Annotated in this window: 12 protein-coding genes and 1 pseudogene; 6 read left to right on the forward strand and 7 right to left on the reverse strand. The window is 68.6% G+C overall.

Translation table 11 applies throughout. From position 1 onward, the window contains the following. Nucleotides 1-170 precede the first annotated feature (170 nt). From A8G15_RS27265 to A8G15_RS27280, 4 genes are all read left to right on the forward strand, one after another. Nucleotides 171-2,360 (forward strand): acyl-CoA dehydrogenase family protein, encoded by a 2,190-nt coding sequence (locus A8G15_RS27265; RefSeq protein WP_068166268.1) that lies wholly within the window; start codon nt 171-173, stop codon nt 2,358-2,360. A 65-nt stretch (nt 2,361-2,425) separates the two neighbouring features. Next, nucleotides 2,426-3,295, forward strand: coding sequence for a MaoC/PaaZ C-terminal domain-containing protein (locus A8G15_RS27270; protein WP_068166249.1), 870 nt, complete (start codon nt 2,426-2,428; stop codon nt 3,293-3,295). Beyond that, nucleotides 3,292-3,948 (forward strand): PaaI family thioesterase, encoded by a 657-nt coding sequence (locus A8G15_RS27275; RefSeq protein WP_068166251.1) that lies wholly within the window; start codon nt 3,292-3,294, stop codon nt 3,946-3,948. Before A8G15_RS27270 ends, A8G15_RS27275 begins: the two co-directional genes overlap by 4 nt. Nucleotides 3,949-4,036: 88 nt before the next feature. Beyond that, on the forward strand, nt 4,037-4,825 hold the full coding sequence (locus A8G15_RS27280) for an SDR family NAD(P)-dependent oxidoreductase (protein ID WP_068166253.1): 789 nt from the start codon (nt 4,037-4,039) through the stop codon (nt 4,823-4,825). Nucleotides 4,826-4,939: 114 nt separating this feature from the next. Here A8G15_RS27280 and fdhD read toward each other — a convergent pair whose 3' ends face one another. Beyond that, nucleotides 4,940-5,770, reverse strand: a complete 831-nt coding sequence (gene fdhD, locus A8G15_RS27285) for a formate dehydrogenase accessory sulfurtransferase FdhD (protein WP_068166254.1) — start codon at nt 5,768-5,770, stop codon at nt 4,940-4,942. Continuing rightward, nucleotides 5,770-8,082 carry an FdhF/YdeP family oxidoreductase gene (locus tag A8G15_RS27290; RefSeq protein ID WP_068166257.1) on the reverse strand — a complete coding sequence of 771 codons (2,313 nt, stop codon included), beginning with the start codon at nt 8,080-8,082 and terminating at the stop codon, nt 5,770-5,772. Before A8G15_RS27290 ends, fdhD begins: the two co-directional genes overlap by 1 nt. Before the next feature lie 172 nt (nt 8,083-8,254). Here A8G15_RS27290 and A8G15_RS27295 point away from each other — a divergent pair, with 172 nt between their 5' ends. Continuing rightward, on the forward strand, nt 8,255-9,589 hold the full coding sequence (locus A8G15_RS27295) for an ammonium transporter (RefSeq protein WP_068166259.1): 1,335 nt from the start codon (nt 8,255-8,257) through the stop codon (nt 9,587-9,589). A gap of 122 nt (nt 9,590-9,711) precedes the next feature. Then, a complete protein-coding gene (locus tag A8G15_RS27300; RefSeq protein WP_068166261.1) occupies nt 9,712-10,560 on the forward strand; it encodes an SDR family oxidoreductase in 849 nt (282 codons plus the stop codon). 10 nt (nt 10,561-10,570) lie between these two features. Here the strand turns inward: A8G15_RS27300 and A8G15_RS27305 are convergent, their stop codons facing one another. The 5 genes and pseudogenes from A8G15_RS27305 to A8G15_RS27325 all read right to left on the reverse strand — a co-directional run. Next, nucleotides 10,571-11,218 (reverse strand): helix-turn-helix domain-containing protein, encoded by a 648-nt coding sequence (locus A8G15_RS27305; RefSeq protein WP_068166263.1) that lies wholly within the window; start codon nt 11,216-11,218, stop codon nt 10,571-10,573. A gap of 158 nt (nt 11,219-11,376) precedes the next feature. Continuing rightward, nucleotides 11,377-12,708, reverse strand: a complete 1,332-nt coding sequence (locus tag A8G15_RS27310) for an FMN-binding glutamate synthase family protein (protein WP_068166264.1) — start codon at nt 12,706-12,708, stop codon at nt 11,377-11,379. A gap of 13 nt (nt 12,709-12,721) precedes the next feature. Then, nucleotides 12,722-13,432 carry a GltB/FmdC/FwdC-like GXGXG domain-containing protein gene (locus tag A8G15_RS27315; RefSeq protein ID WP_068166270.1) on the reverse strand — a complete coding sequence of 237 codons (711 nt, stop codon included), beginning with the start codon at nt 13,430-13,432 and terminating at the stop codon, nt 12,722-12,724. A 47-nt stretch (nt 13,433-13,479) separates the two neighbouring features. Beyond that, nucleotides 13,480-14,367: a class II glutamine amidotransferase domain-containing protein gene (locus A8G15_RS27320; protein WP_068166265.1), complete on the reverse strand. Its 888-nt coding sequence runs from the start codon at nt 14,365-14,367 to the stop codon at nt 13,480-13,482. Nucleotides 14,368-14,411: 44 nt separating this feature from the next. Beyond that, nucleotides 14,412-15,043 (reverse strand): annotated as a pseudogene (locus tag A8G15_RS27325) (type III glutamate--ammonia ligase); the annotation flags it as partial.

The raw sequence follows: 15,043 nt of genomic DNA on the forward strand, positions 1-15,043 counted from the left end.
ATCGTTCCGCCCGAACCCGCGCCATCCACCGCTCGCAGGTGCGCGCGGGATGACACCCCCGCCTGTGTCCGAGCGAATGTATCGTTCGTCTCCTTGGATCGATCGAACGATACATTCGCTCGGAAGAACGGGTGGCGAAATCCATACGCTTCCAACCGAAGGGCCCGTTCATGACCATTGGACTGAGTGACGAGGACCGCGAACTCCGCGATTCCGTACGCGGATGGGCCGCGCGCCACGCGACCCCCGCGGTGATCCGCGAGGCCGTCGAGGCGAAGGTCGAGACGCGCCCGCAGTACTGGGATTCGCTCGCCGAACTCGGCATGCTCGGCCTGCATCTTCCGGAGGAGGTCGGCGGTGCCGGTTTCTCTCTCCTCGAAACGGCTGTCGTCGCAGAGGAACTCGGGCGCGCGATGGTGCCGGGTCCGTTCCTGCCGACCGTGATCGTCTCCGCCGTTCTGAACGCTGCAGGGCGCACCGACGATCTCGCGGAACTGGCCGACGGCTCGTCGTCCGGCGCGGTGTCCCTGCAGCCCGGCAGCCTGCGCATCACCCGACACGGCGACACCGCCACCCTGTCCGGCACGTCCGGTCACGTGCTCGGTGGTCAGGTCGGTGACGTGTTCCTGCTCGCCGCCGCCGACCGCGGGGGCGAGCTCGCATTCGTCGCTCTTCACCGCGACCGGGTGGTCGTCACCGATCTGCCCAGCCACGACGTGGTGCGCCGCAACGCCGAGGTCTCCGTCGACGGCCTGCCGCTCGCCGCCGGTGACGTTCTCACCCTCGACTCCCGGCGGGTCCTCGACTTCGCTGCCACGCTCTTCGCGGCGGAAGCGGCCGGCCTGTGCGACTGGGCCACCACGACCGCCGCCGACTATGCCCGCGTGCGTCAGCAGTTCGGGCGGGTGATCGGCCAGTTCCAGGGCGTCAAGCACAAGGCCGCCCGCATGCTGAGCCGGACCGAGCAGGCCCGCGTCACCGCGTGGGACGCCGCGCGTGCTCAGGGCGAGGACATCCCGGCCGCCGAGGCGGCGCTCGCTGCCGCGGTCGCCGCGGCGGTCGCCCCCGAGGCCGCGTTCCGGGTCACCACGGATTGCATCCAGGTCCTCGGCGGAATCGGTTACACGTGGGAGCACGATGCCCACCTGTACCTGCGGCGCGCCCAGTCGCTACGGATCCTGCTGGGCTCCACCGCATCCTGGAAGCGCCGGGTCGCGACCCTCACGCTCGGCGGTGCTCGTCGTGTCCTCGGGATCGATCTGCCGCCCGAGGCGGAGAAGATCCGCGCGGACGTGCGCGCCGAACTCGCCCGGGCGTCCGGGCTCACCGGTACCGATCGCACGGCATACCTTGCCGAGAAGGGTTACACCGCACCGCATCTGCCGGCGCCGTGGGGCAAGAGCGCCGATCCGGTCACCCAGCTCGTGATCGCCGAGGAACTGCGTGCCGCGGAACTCGAACCGCACGACATGATCATCGGCAACTGGGTGGTGCCCACACTGATCGCGCACGGCAGTGCGGAGCAGCTCGAACGGTTCGTGCCCGGGTCGCTGCGCGGTGACATCGTCTGGTGCCAGCTGTTCTCCGAGCCGGGTGCCGGCTCCGACCTCGCGGGCCTGTCCACCAAGGCCACCAAGGTCGACGGCGGCTGGAAACTGCAGGGCCAGAAGGTCTGGACATCCATGGCCAGGGTGGCGGACTGGGGTATCTGCCTGGCCCGCACCGACTCCGATGTAGCCAAGCACAAGGGTCTGTCGTATTTCCTGATCGACATCAGGAACACGGCAGGCCTCGACATCCGACCGCTCCGCGAGATCACCGGCGAGGCGCTGTTCAACGAGGTGTTCCTCGACGACGTGTTCGTCCCGGACGACTGTCTCGTCGGAGAGCCGGGCGACGGCTGGAAACTCGCCCGGACGACGCTCGCGAACGAGCGGGTGTCGCTGTCCAACGACTCGTCGCTCGGGGCCGGCGGAGAAACGCTGCTCTCGCTCGCGAAGGCGACCCCCGGTTTCGACGACGAACAGCTCACCGTCCTCGGCAAGGTGCTGTGCGACGCGCAGTCCGGGGGACTGATGGGACTGCGGGCGACGCTGCGATCGCTGACCGGTGCGCAACCCGGCGCGGAGTCGTCGATCGCCAAGCTGCTCGGCGTCGAACACGTCCAGCAGGTGTGGGAGGTCGCGATGGAATGGGCAGGCCCGGCGTCACTGCTCGGCGACCAGGATCGTCGATCCGCGACACAGATGTTCCTCAACGCGCAGTGTCTGTCGATCGCGGGCGGAACCACCAACGTCCAGCTCAACATCATCGGCGAGCGGATCCTCGGTCTGCCGCGCGATCCCGAACCCGGAAGGTGAGTGAACATCCGTGAACCGCGCGGAGCGCCACCCGTCCGGAACATCGACGAAGGAGTCGTAGCGCCATGCCGATCGATGTGAACGCGGCACTGACTGCCGTCCCGACCGTGCGCGAGGCCACCTGGACCGAGCGTGACGTCATCCTCTACCACCTCGGTCTCGGGGCGGGCGTGAATTCGCTGGATCCGGCCGAGCTGGGCTGGGTCTACGAGAAGAATCTGCGGGTGTTGCCCACGTTCGCGATGGTCGCCGGGCAGGGTGTCTCGGCCGGCGCGACGAAACCGGCCGCGATGAACCTGCCGGGCATCGACATCGATCTGCGCCGGGTTCTGCACGGTGGGCAGTCGCTGACACTGCACGCCCCCATCCCGGCGGCCGGCACGGCGACTATCTCGTCGCGGGTGGCCGACGTGTGGGACAAGGGCAAGGCCGCGGTCATCGTGCTCGAGCAGTCCGCCGTCGACGACGAGGGAAACCCGTTGTGGACCAACAGTATGCAGATCTGGGCGCGCGGTGAGGGCGGGTTCGGCGGCGACGCCGGCCCCGAACTGTCGAATGCGGTGCCCGAGCGGGCCGCCGACACGGTCCTGGTGTCGCCGACCGGTCCACAGCAGGCACTCGTGTACCGGCTCAGCGGCGACCTGAACCCGCTGCACGCCGATCCGGGGTTCGCGACCATGGCCGGTTTCGACCGGCCGATCCTGCACGGGCTGGCGTCCTACGGGATCGTGTGCAAGGCCGTCGTCGACGGCCTGCTGGACGGGGATCCGGCTCGGATGCGGTCCTTCTCGGTGCGGTTCGCCGGGTCGCTGTACCCCGGCGAGACCCTCGAGACCGCCGTCTGGCGTGAGGGTGATCGCCTGACCCTGTTGGCCACCTGCCCCGAACGGGACGGGCAGCCGGTTCTCACCCACGCAACCATGGAGGTCCGATGAAGATCGATCCGGATACGCATCCCACCGTCGGGAGGGCCCCGGACGGCACGGTCCTGACGTCGGCACCGCAGGACACCCCGGTGGACAGGGCGTCCGCCGCGGCGCGGCGAGTCGTGAACGCGCTGTTGCGAACAGACCGGTCCAACGCGAATCTCGAGCGGGTGGCGGAGGAACTCGACAGCATCGCCGAGCACCTCGAGGAGCACGCCCCCGAGGTCGCGGAACGGCTGATCGACATGTGGCACGGCGAGGGTGTGACCCGGCACGATCCCGTCGCCGGTCCGGAGAACGCCGTCGCCCCGCCTCTGGTGCTCGCCGGCCGCGACGACGGCTCGGTCGAGGGTGTCGTCACGTTGTCGTTCCCGTACCAGGGCCCGCCCGGGCACGTACACGGCGGAGTGTCCGCGCTCCTGCTCGATCACACGCTCGGCGTCGCGAACGCGTGGGCCGGCCGCAGTGGCGCGACCGCTCAGCTCAACGTCCGGTACCACCGCCCGACCCCGCTGTTCGAGCCGCTGACGGTGAGCGGCCGTCTGGTGGCCCAGGACGGGCCCAAGATCAACACCGTCGGCGACATCAGGACCGCCGACGGCACGGTGTGCGTGTCCGTCGAAGCGTTGTTCGTCGACAAGACCGTTCCGCGCCCCCGCTGACCTGGCGGGCGGCTCCGCCGCCGGTGTGCCTTTCCGGTCCCTCCGGCCGCCACAAAGGCACACCGGCACCGACGAAGGAGGTGCCCGCATGGGCAAGCTGAACGGACGGGTGGCGATCGTAACCGGCGCCGGTATGGGAATCGGACGTGGCATCGCAGGCGCGCTGGCGCGTGAAGGCGCCGCCGTGCTCGTCGCGGAGGTCGACGAGCACGCCGGTGCCGGCACCGCGCGCTGGCTCACCGACGAGTGGGGAGTGCGGGCGACCTTCGTGCGCACCGACGTCACCGACCGCGAGCAGGTGCACGCGATGGTCGACGCCGCGACGCGGGAATTCGGACGGCTCGACATCCTCGTCAACAACGCCTGGCGCGGGCTGGGATTCGCACGCCTGGAGAAGACGGCCGAGGAAACATTGCAGGCCGGGTTCGACATGGCGGTGATGGCGGCGTTCTGGGCGATGCAGCGTGCGTACCCGGCGTTGGCCGAGCACGGCACCGGCCGGGTGATCAACCTGTGCAGCCTCAACGGCGTCAACGCCCACATGTATTCGGTGGCCTACAACGCCGCGAAGGAGGCGCTGCGCAGCATGACCCGTACCGCCGCCCGCGAGTGGGCACCGAAGCAGGTGTGCTGCAACGTGATCTGTCCGGGTGCGCAGAGTGCCGCGTATCAGCGGGTCGCGGAGGCCAACCCGCAGATGGCGGCGGCGCAGGCCGCGGCGAACCCCATGGGCCGGATCGGCGACCCGCTCGACGACATCGGCACCGTCGCGGCGTTTCTCGCGAGCGACGACAGTCGCTACCTGACCGGCAACACACTGTTCGTCGACGGTGGTGCGCACATCAACGGCGTGCAGTGGGCGCCGGACGTCGACTGACGCGGTCCTTTCCGACCCGGCCCCACCCGACCCCGCCCCCTCGAGTGGGTGTGCCGTTCGCTCGGGGCGGGAGGCGATGGCCGCGGTCACCCGCCGGCGACCCACGGCGCCGGCTCAGGCGCCGCTCTCGAGGCGGTCGGCGCCACTGTAGACGTTCATGGTTCCGCCGCGCAGGAACCCGACGAGCGTCAGTCCGGCTTCGGCCGCGAGGTCCACCGCCAGCGACGACGGTGCCGACACCGCCCCGAGTACCGGAACCCCTGCCATCACGGCCTTCTGGGCCAGTTCGAACGAGGCCCGGCCGCTCACGATGAGCACCGTGTCCGTCAGTGGCACCCGGTTCTCCGTCAACGCCCAGCCGAGCACCTTGTCGACGGCGTTGTGCCGGCCGACGTCCTCGCGCACCTCGAGCAGCACCCCGTCGAGCGTGAACAGTCCCGCGGCGTGGAGCCCGCCGGTGGTGTCGAAGACCTTCTGCCGACCGCGCAGTGCGTCGGGCATCGATGCCAGCGCGTCGACGGTGACCGCGGGCGTGTGCGCCGCCGACGGGAATCGGCTGCGGGTGCGGACCCGGTCCAGCGATTCCTTCCCGCACACCCCGCACGCCGAGGTCGTCACGAAGTTGCGGGCACCGGCACCGTCGGGGACGGTGACGCCGGCGGCGAGCGTGACGTCGAGCACGTTGTAGGTGTTCGCGCCGGTCTCGTCGACGCCGTCGCAGTACCGCACGGTGACGATGTCGTCGCGGTGTCCGATGATCCCTTCGGCGAGAAGGAAACCGTGTGCGAGCTCGACGTCGTGACCGGGCGTGCGCATCGTGACCGTCAGCGACCGGCCGTCGAGCCGGATCTCCAGCGGCTCCTCGACGGCCAGGGTGTCGGGTCGCCTGACCCGCCCCTCCGGGGTGATCCGCAGCACCGGCCGCCGCGCGGTGACGCGACCCATCAGTCTCGCCCCGCCTTCTCCAGGCGGACGGTGATCGCCTTGGATACAGGGGTGTTCGACTTCGCGGCGACGTGATCGAGCGGCACCAGCGGGTTCGTCTCGGGGTAGTAGGCGGCCGCGTTTCCCCGCGGGGTGCTGTACGGCACGATGCGGAAGTCGTGGACCCGCCTTTCCTCGACGCTGCCGTCCGGAGTGGTCCACTCGGAGACCAGATCGACGAGATCACCCTCGGAGAAACCGAGTTCGACGACGTCGTCCGGATGCAGGAAGATTACCTTGCGGCCGTTGCTGACTCCGCGGTAGCGGTCGTCGAGTCCGTAGATGGTGGTGTTGTACTGGTCGTGGCTGCGCAGAGTCTGCAGGATCACCCGGCCGGGCGGTGTCGGAACCCATACGAGCGGGTTCACCGCGAAATTGGCTCTGCCTGTGCTCGTGGTGAATTCGCGCGCATCCCGCGGTGGGTGCGGGAGCTGGAAGCCGTCCGGCCGGCGTACCCGCGTGTTGTAGTCCTCGCACCCGGGCACGACCCGCGCGATCGAATCGCGGATCAGGTCGTAGTCGCCTTCGAATGCGTTCCAGCGCACCGGATGTTCCGGCCCGAACAGCGCCCGGGCGAGGCCGCAGACGATCGCGACCTCGCTGCGCAGATGATCGGAGACCGGGTTCAGGCGCCCGCGCGACAGGTGCACCATCGACATCGAATCCTCCACCGACACCATCTGTCTGCCGCTCGCCTGCACGTCGAGGTCGGTGCGTCCGAGAGTCGGCAGGATCAGTGCCGTGCGGCCGTGCACGACGTGGCTGCGATTGAGCTTGGTCGACACCTGGACCGTCAGCGCGCAGTTGCGCAGCGCGGCCTCGGTGGCAGCGGTGTCCGGGGTCGCGGAGACGAAATTGCCGCCCATCGCCATGAAGAACGAGGCGCGACCGTCGCGCATCGCCCGAATGGCATCGACGGTGTCGTAGCCGTGCCGCCGCGGACTGGTGATCCCGAATTCGGTGTCGAGCGCGGCGAGGAACCACTCGGGCATCTTCTCCCAGATGCCCATCGTGCGGTCGCCCTGCACGTTCGAGTGCCCACGCACCGGGCACACTCCGGCACCGGGCCTGCCGATCATGCCGCGGACGAGCAGCAGGTTCACCGCTTCGGCGATGGTCGCGACCGCGTGGGTGTGCTGGGTCAGGCCCATCGCCCAGCAGATCACCGTGCCTCGCGACGCGACGAGATCGGCCGCCGTGGCCCGCAACTGCTGCTCGGTCAGTCCCGTGGCTTCCAGGACCTCGTCGAGATCGACTGCTCGGATGTGCTTTTCGTAGTCGTCGAAACCCGCGCAGTAGCGTTCGACGAACGTGCGGTCCACGACGGTACCGGGCGCAGCGTCCTCGGCCTCGAACAGCAGGCGGCCCAGGCCCTGGAACAGGGCCATGTCGCCGCCGAGGCGGATCTGCAGGAACTCGTCGGCGATGTCGACACCGCGCCCGACCACGCCGTTGGCCTTCTGCGGATCCTTGAACCGGCGCAGGCCGGCCTCGGGCAGGGGGTTGATCGCGATGATCCTTGCGCCGTTGCTCTTCGCCTTCTCGAGCGTCGACAGCATCCGCGGATGATTCGTGCCCGGATTCTGTCCTGCGATGACGATCAGACCGGCCTGTTCGAGGTCGGGAACCGACACCGAGCCCTTGCCGATGCCGATCGCGTCGATGAGGGCGCTACCGGACGATTCGTGGCACATGTTCGAACAGTCCGGCATGTTGTTGGTGCCGTAGCTGCGGATGAGCAGCTGGTAGAGGAACGCGGCCTCGTTGCTCGTGCGGCCCGAGGTGTAGAAGACGGCGTCGTCGGGTGACGGGAGCGAGCGCAGTTCGTCGGCGATGAGTGCGAAGGCCGCGTCCCAGGTGATCGGCTCGTAGTGGTCGCCGCCCGGTCGCAGCACCATCGGGTGGGTGATCCGGCCCTGCTGGCCGAGCCAGTAGTCGGTCCGTGCCGCCAGGTCGTCGACGGAATGCCGGGCGAAGAACTCCGGGGTGACCGTCCGCAGGGTCGCTTCCTCGGCGACCGCTTTCGCGCCGTTCTCGCAGAACTCCGCGGGCTTGCGGTGGCCGGGCGTCTCCGGCCAGGCGCAGCCCGGGCAGTCGAATCCGTGGCGCTGGTTGAGCCGGGCCAGCGTCGACACCGTCCGAGCCGCACCCATCTGCGCGTACGCACGCTGCAGCGAGACGAGCACCGCGGGCACCCCGGCAGCATGATCCTTCGCCTCGGTGACCTCGAGCGTCGTTTCGTCGATGTCGTCCACGGGTGCGCGTCTCGTCATGGGTCCATAGTGGCCCGCGCCGTATTCGTTCGGCCAGTCGGCCGCCGTAACGAGATGTTCACCCCGTGCGTGGTCGTGTTTCACATCCACCGTTCACTCTCGGGGAACGCTGATGAACAGCATAAGACGGTAGGTGCGTTGGAGGGCTTTCCTCCGGACAGGGTGGACACGTATGGAAGAGGCAATCGCTGCCGCCGACACTGCCTGGATTCTCGCGGCTTTCACGGCAGTGGCTCTGATGGTTCCCGGGCTCGCTCTGTTCTACGGCGGCATGCTCGGCGTCAAGAGCGCGCTCAACATGATCATGATGGTTCTCGGAGGCTTCGCCGTCGCCGGCGTGGTGTGGGTGTTCTTCGGCCCGGCCGCGGTGCTCGGCGACAGCGTCGGCGGGCTCGGCCTCATCGGTAACCCGTTCACGGACATCGGACTCGGCTCGCTGCTCGAACCGTCCGACGGAACACCCGCCGCGTTGACCGCGGCGTTCCATCTGCTGTTCGCGGGCATCACCGTGGCGATCATCGCCGGTGGTGTCGCCGACCGCATGAAATTCTCCGCATGGATGATCTTCTCCGGTGTCTGGGTGGTGCTCGTGTACTTCCCGGTCGCACACTGGGTGTTCGCCTTCGACGACGAGGAGGCCGGAACCACCGGCGGCTGGATCGCCAACACGCTCGGTGCCCACGATTTCGCCGGTGGCACCGCCGTGCACATGAACGCCGGGGTCGCCGCACTGGCACTGGCGATCGCACTGGGCAAAAGGAGGGGCTTTCCGCACGTCGCGCGTCCGCACAACCTGCCCCTCGTCGTACTCGGCGGCGGCATCCTCATGTTCGGCTGGTTCGGGTTCAACGGCGGTTCGGCGGGCGGCGCCAACCACACCGCCGGGGTCGTGGTGCTGAACACGATGGTCGCCGCGGTGTCGGGACTGCTCGGCTGGCTGCTCGTCGAACGCATCCGGGAGAAGCACGCGACGACCCTCGGTGCGGTCTCCGGCATGATCGCCGCGCTCGTCGGCATCACCCCCGCTGCCAGCCTGGTCTCGCCGCTCGGCGCCCTGCTCATCGGCTTCGCCGCGGGCGCCGTGTGCTTCCTGACCGTGAGCCTGAAATTCAAACTCGGATACGACGATTCGCTCGACGTCGTCGCCATCCACCTCATGGGTGGTGTCGTCGGCACCCTGCTCATCGCGTTCGTCGCGACCGCAGCGGCCCCGGCCGGCGTCGACGGTTTGTTCTTCGGCGGCGGTATCGACCTGCTCGGCCGTCAGATCCTCGCGATGGCCGCGGTCTTCGGCTACTGCTTCGCCGTGACCTGGCTGATCGCCAAGGTGATCGACAGGACGGTGGGGCTGCGTGTCGACAAGGAAACCGAGATCACCGGGATCGACGTTCCGGTCCACGGCGAAACAGCCTATGTGATGGACAGTTTCGGTACCGCCGGGCCGTCGAAGATGCGGCCCGAGGAGTTCGCGGGGGACCGGGAGGTGGTCGTTCCCGCCGTGAAGTGACATGGCAGTGCACCTCCACGGGTTCCCTCCCGCCGCGGTCGTGGCAGGAGGGAACCCGCACGTTTCGGCACATACCGGCCCCGGGGCGCGCATAATCGGACAGCAGTCGACGAGGAGCGCACATGACCGCACCGGACGCGAAACCCCTGGCCGGAAGAACGATGATCATGTCGGGTGGAAGCCGGGGCATCGGCCTGGCCATCGCCCTGCGCGTGGCCCGCGACGGTGCGAACATCACGCTGATCGCGAAAACCGAGACCCCGAATCCGAAGCTCCCGGGCACGATCTACACCGCTGCCGCCGAAATCGAACAGGCCGGTGGCCGGGTGCTGCCGTTCGTGGGAGACGTGCGCGACGACGACGCGGTCGCCGAGGCCGTGCGGCGGACCGTCGAGGAGTTCGGCGGGATCGACATCGTCGTGAACAACGCGTCCGCGATCGACCTGTCACCGACCGACCGGATCGCGATGAAGAAATACGATCTCATGCAGGACATCAACTGCCGGGGCACGTTCCTGCTCTCCAAATTGTCGATCCCGTCGCTGCGGCGCTCGGCCGGTGCGGGCCGCAACCCGCACATCCTGACGCTCTCACCGCCACTGAACCTGTCGCCGAAGTGGGCGGGCGGCGCACTCGCCTACACCATCGCGAAATACGGGATGAGTCTGACGACACTGGGTCTCGCCGAGGAGCTGAAAGGCGACGGTATCGCGGTGAACTCGCTGTGGCCGCGCACCACCATCGCCACCGCCGCGGTGCGCAACCTGCTCGGCGGCGACCGGATGGTCAATTCGTCCCGGACACCGGAGATCTACGCGGATGCCGCGTATCTGGTGCTCACGTCGCCGAGTGCGGAGGCGACGGGGAACTTCTACATCGACGACGAGGTCCTCGCCGCGGCCGGGATCACCGATCTCGACCGGTACCGGGCCGGTGACGGCGAACTGCAGCTCGATCTGTTCCTGGACTGAACGCTCCGTCTCACTCCTGGTGATTGTCGGGGTACGCGGTGACCGCGAGGAACCGGATCGGAAGCGCCACCAGCTCGTTCGGGCCGTGCAGACCCTCACCGTCGAGCAGCAGAGCATCACCCGGCTGAAGCCGGTACTCGGATTCGCCGTGCCCGTACAGCATCTCGCCCTCGAGCATGTACAGCAGCTCGGTACCCGGATGCTGGAACAGCGGGAAGACCTCGCTCGCGTCGGTCAGCGTGACCAGGACCGGTTCGAGTCGCTTGTGCTGCCCGCGTAGACCGCCGAGCAATTCGTAGTGGTGTCCCACGCGGGTCCCGCGGCCGACGATCTCGGCCCCGGTGCCCGCTTTGACGAAAACGGCTTCGCGGTGCGTGTCCGCACCTCGGAACAGCGACGTCACCGGTACGTCGAGACCGGCCGCGAGTCGTGCGAGAGTGGACAGGCTGCACGAGGTCTGGGCGTTCTCGATCTTCGAGAGCATCGCCTTCGAGATCCCGATCCGGGTCGCCATGTCGCCGACGGACAGCCCGCTGGCCAGCCGCAGCTTGCGGACCTGCCCGGCGATCGCGCGCTCCAGGTCGACCCCGGTGGGGGTGTCGCGGGGAACTTCGCGTCCGGAGTCGTCGTGCAGGACGGGCCGATCGGGGCTGCTCATGACGCTCAGCCTAGCCGCCTGTCCACCGGCAGTGGACGGTTGGGCGCGCCCGTATCCGAGCGAATGTACCGTTCACTCGGTTGAAGGAGATGAACGATACATTCGCTCGGAAAGAGCAGGGGCGGACACCCGGAAGAGCGGGGGAGGAGGGGGCTGCGTCAGAAGGTGGTGCGGCCGGGAACCCACTCGGTGCCGGCCAGCGGCACGCGGGCCATCGCCGCCGATTCGATCGTGAGGGCGACCAGATCCTGCGGTTCGAGGTTGCGCAGGTGCGACTTGCCGCACGCGCGGGCGATGGTCTGGGCTTCCATCGTGAGCACCCGCAGGTAGTTCGCCAGACGCCGCCCGCCCTCGACCGGATCGAAACGGGACTGCAACTCCGGATCCTGTGTCGTGATGCCGGCCGGATCCTTGCCGTCCTGGAAGTCGTCGTAGAACCCGGCAGCCGAACCGAGCTTCTCGTACTCGTCCTGGTACCGGGGGTCGTTGTCGCCCAGGGCGATCAACGCCGCCGTGCCGATCGCGACCGCGTCGGCGCCGAGGGCCATCGCCTTGGCGACGTCGGCGCCGGAGCGGATGCCGCCGGAGACGATGAGCTGCACGCCGCCCGGGGTGCGATGCACCCCCATCTCCTGCAGTGCCTGCACCGCCTGGGGGACCGCGGCGAGGGTCGGGATGCCGACGTGCTCGATGAACACGTCCTGTGTCGCGGCGGTACCGCCCTGCATGCCGTCGACGACGACGACGTCGGCGCCGGCCTTGACCGCCAGTTTCACGTCGTAGTAGGTGCGGGTCGCGCCGACCTTGACGTAGATCGGCTTCTCCCAGCCGGTGATCTCACGCAGTTCGATGATCTTGACGGCGAGATCGTCGGGGCCGGTCCAGTCCGGATGCCTGCAGGCCGAGCGCTGGTCGATGCCGACCGGGAGGGTGCGCATTCCCGCGACCCGCTCGGTGATCTTCTGCCCCAGCAGCATGCCGCCGCCACCGGGTTTGGCGCCCTGGCCCAGCACGATCTCGATGGCGTCGGCCTTGCGCAGATCGTCGGGGTTCATTCCGTAACGCGACGGAAGATACTGGTAGACAAGATGCTTGGACTGACCGCGTTCCTCGGGGGTCATGCCGCCGTCGCCGGTGGTCGTCGATGTGCCGACCTCGCTCGCGCCCCGGCCGAGCGCCTCCTTCGCCCGGCCCGAGAGTGCACCGAAGCTCATTCCGGCGATGGTGACCGGAATATCCAGGTGCAGAGGGTACTTCGCGTGCCGGTCCCCGAGGACGACGCCCGTCTCGCACTTCTCGCGATAGCCCTCGAGCGGGTAGCGGGACATGGACGAACCGAGGAACAGCAGATCGTCGAAGTGGGGCAGCTTGCGCTTGGCGCCCCAGCCGCGAATGTCGTAGATGCCGGTCTCGGCGGCGCGCTGGATCTCGTGGATGACACCGCGGTCGAACGTGGCAGATTCGCGGAGCCCGGGCTGGAACGTGGTCATGATGTCTCCTCGATCAGTAGGACGACGCGTTGTCGACGTGGAAGTGGTACAGGTTTCGGGCCGAGCCGTACCGGGTGAACTCCGCCGGGTCGGCGTCGAAACCGGCCTGTGCGAGCAGATCCGCCAGTTCCGCGAGATGCTCGGGCCGCATCTGCTTCTCGATGCAGTCGGCGCCGAGAGACGCCACGGTGCCGCGCACGTAGATCCGCACTTCGTACAGCGAATCGCCCAGTGCCTCACCGGTATCGCCGAGAACGACGAGCCTGCCGGCCTGCCCCATGAACGCGCTCATGTGCCCGATGTCACCGCCGACGACGATGTCGACGCCCTTCATCGAGATTCCGCAGCGGGCCGCGGCATTGCCCTCGATCACCAGCAGGCCGCCGTGTGCGGTCGCACCGGCGGATTGCGACGCGTCCCCGGTGACGCGCACGGTGCCGGACATCATGTTCTCCGCGACACCGACTCCGGCGTTGCCGTCGATCGTGACGGTCGCGTGCTTGTTCATCCCGGCCGCGTAGTAGCCGACGTGGCCTTCGACGGTCACGTCGAGGGCGCGGTCGAGGCCGCACGCCACGGCGTGCTTGCCCTGGGGGTTCGTCACGGTGACGGTCGCGGGGGTCTCGGTGGCGTGCAGGGCGGCGTTGAGGTCACGCGTCGAGGTCACCGCGAGGTCGTAGACGGTGGCCGTCCCACCTGTGAGGGACGGTGTTTCCTGGTTCATCACTTCAAGGGTCACGGGGGTCTCCTGGGGTCGCGGGGTATCGATGTTCAGCGGTGCCACACGTAGACCTCATCGGGTTCGGGCTCGAAGATGTGGGCGTCGGCGATGCCGGGCAGCCCGGCGAGGGCACGGAACTCGGAGGCCATCGCAACGTAGGCGTCGGTCTCGGCGACGATTGCGGGCTTGCAGGCGATCGGGTCGCGGACCACGGCGAACGAGTCGGAGGTGGACACCAGCAGGGTGTAGAAGCCGTCGAAGCGTTCGCCGAGCAGGCGCAGTGCCTTCTCCAGGTCGGCACCGTCGGCGAGGTGCTTGGCGACGAACCGTGCGCCCACCTCGGTGTCGTTCTCGCTGTCGAACCGCACCCCCTCGGCTTCGAGTTCGCGTTTGACGGACAGGTGATTGGAGAACGAGCCGTTGTGCACCAGGCACTGGTCGGGTCCGACCGCGAACGGATGCGAGCCCGCCGCCGTGACCGCCGATTCGGTGGCCATGCGGGTGTGCCCGACACCCTGCCATCCGCTCGCGGCCGGAAGCCCGAAACTCTCGGCGAGGGCGACCGGATCGCCCATGCCCTTCAGGACGGTGACGTCGTCGCCGAACCCGATGACGGTGGCGCCGGGATCGACGGCCCGGATCGTGTCGGCGAGCACTGCGGCCGCGACAGGGGCGTGGACGATGGTGGTCGGCGGCAGGTCGATGAGGCCCACCCGTACACCCAACGCCGTCTCCAGGGTGCCGGCGAGGTCGCCGACGGTGCCGAGAAGCGAGACCGCTGCGTGGCCGGTGGGGGAGAAGGTGGGGTCGCCGTAGAGGGCTACACCGGCGGAATCCGGTCCGCGATCGACCATTTGGCCGAGCATTCCGGTGAGCAGGCTTCCCAGGCGGGGCTGGAGGGAGGCGTCACGAAGGTGAAGCCCGACGATTCCGCACATATGTCGGTCCCTTTCGAATCGGTTGGTCGCGGAGGCGGGATGGGTCAGAAGGCGGTCAGATAACTGTCGATCTCCCACGGGGTCACCGTGTTGTGCCAGTGGAAGAACTCCTCGCGCTTGAGGCCGGTGAAGTAGTCGGCGACGCCGGGACCCGCCGCGTCGAGTGCGCCGGTGACCACCGGGTCGGCAGCGAGCGCGTCCATCGCGTGCAGCAACGTCATCGGCAGGGCCGCACCGTTCGAGCCGCTGCCGGGCTCGCCGGGATCGAGGTTGCGCCGAACTCCGTCCAGGCCTGCGGCGACGGTGGCCGCGGTCGCCAGATACGGGTTCGCGGAGCCGTCCCCGCCCCGCAACTCGACGCGGTTGCCGTCGGGCACCCGCAGGTAGTGGGTGCGGTCGTTGCCGCCGTAGGTTGCGTGGCGCGGCGACCAGGTCGCGCCGGAACTCGTCGCGGTCGCACCGGTTCGCTTGTAGGAGTTGACGGTCGGTGCGATGACGCCCTGCAGCGCGCACGCATGCTCGAGGATGCCTGCGATGAACGAGTAGGCGGTCTTCGACAGGCCGAGGCCGCGGGGATCGGTTTCGTCGGGGAACGCGGCGGCGCCGTCGCTCCACAGGGACAGGTGCATGTGCATCCCGGACCCGGTGCGGTCGGCGAACGGCTTGGGCATGAAGG

The organism is Rhodococcus phenolicus, from assembly GCF_001646785.1.
Taxonomy (GTDB): domain Bacteria; phylum Actinomycetota; class Actinomycetes; order Mycobacteriales; family Mycobacteriaceae; genus Rhodococcus; species Rhodococcus phenolicus.

Excerpts from the sequence above, each read along its gene's own strand:
- A8G15_RS27265 (WP_068166268.1), top strand. The coding sequence starts at position 171 with ATGACCATTGGACTGAGTGACGAGGACCGCGAACTCCGCGATTCCGTA.
- A8G15_RS27270 (WP_068166249.1), top strand. The coding sequence starts at position 2,426 with ATGCCGATCGATGTGAACGCGGCACTGACTGCCGTCCCGACCGTGCGC.
- A8G15_RS27275 (WP_068166251.1), top strand. The coding sequence starts at position 3,292 with ATGAAGATCGATCCGGATACGCATCCCACCGTCGGGAGGGCCCCGGAC.
- A8G15_RS27280 (WP_068166253.1), top strand. The coding sequence starts at position 4,037 with ATGGGCAAGCTGAACGGACGGGTGGCGATCGTAACCGGCGCCGGTATG.
- fdhD (WP_068166254.1), bottom strand. The coding sequence starts at position 5,770 with ATGGGTCGCGTCACCGCGCGGCGGCCGGTGCTGCGGATCACCCCGGAG.
- A8G15_RS27290 (WP_068166257.1), bottom strand. The coding sequence starts at position 8,082 with ATGACGAGACGCGCACCCGTGGACGACATCGACGAAACGACGCTCGAG.
- A8G15_RS27295 (WP_068166259.1), top strand. The coding sequence starts at position 8,255 with ATGGAAGAGGCAATCGCTGCCGCCGACACTGCCTGGATTCTCGCGGCT.
- A8G15_RS27300 (WP_068166261.1), top strand. The coding sequence starts at position 9,712 with ATGACCGCACCGGACGCGAAACCCCTGGCCGGAAGAACGATGATCATG.
- A8G15_RS27305 (WP_068166263.1), bottom strand. The coding sequence starts at position 11,218 with ATGAGCAGCCCCGATCGGCCCGTCCTGCACGACGACTCCGGACGCGAA.
- A8G15_RS27310 (WP_068166264.1), bottom strand. The coding sequence starts at position 12,708 with ATGACCACGTTCCAGCCCGGGCTCCGCGAATCTGCCACGTTCGACCGC.
- A8G15_RS27315 (WP_068166270.1), bottom strand. The coding sequence starts at position 13,432 with ATGAACCAGGAAACACCGTCCCTCACAGGTGGGACGGCCACCGTCTAC.
- A8G15_RS27320 (WP_068166265.1), bottom strand. The coding sequence starts at position 14,367 with ATGTGCGGAATCGTCGGGCTTCACCTTCGTGACGCCTCCCTCCAGCCC.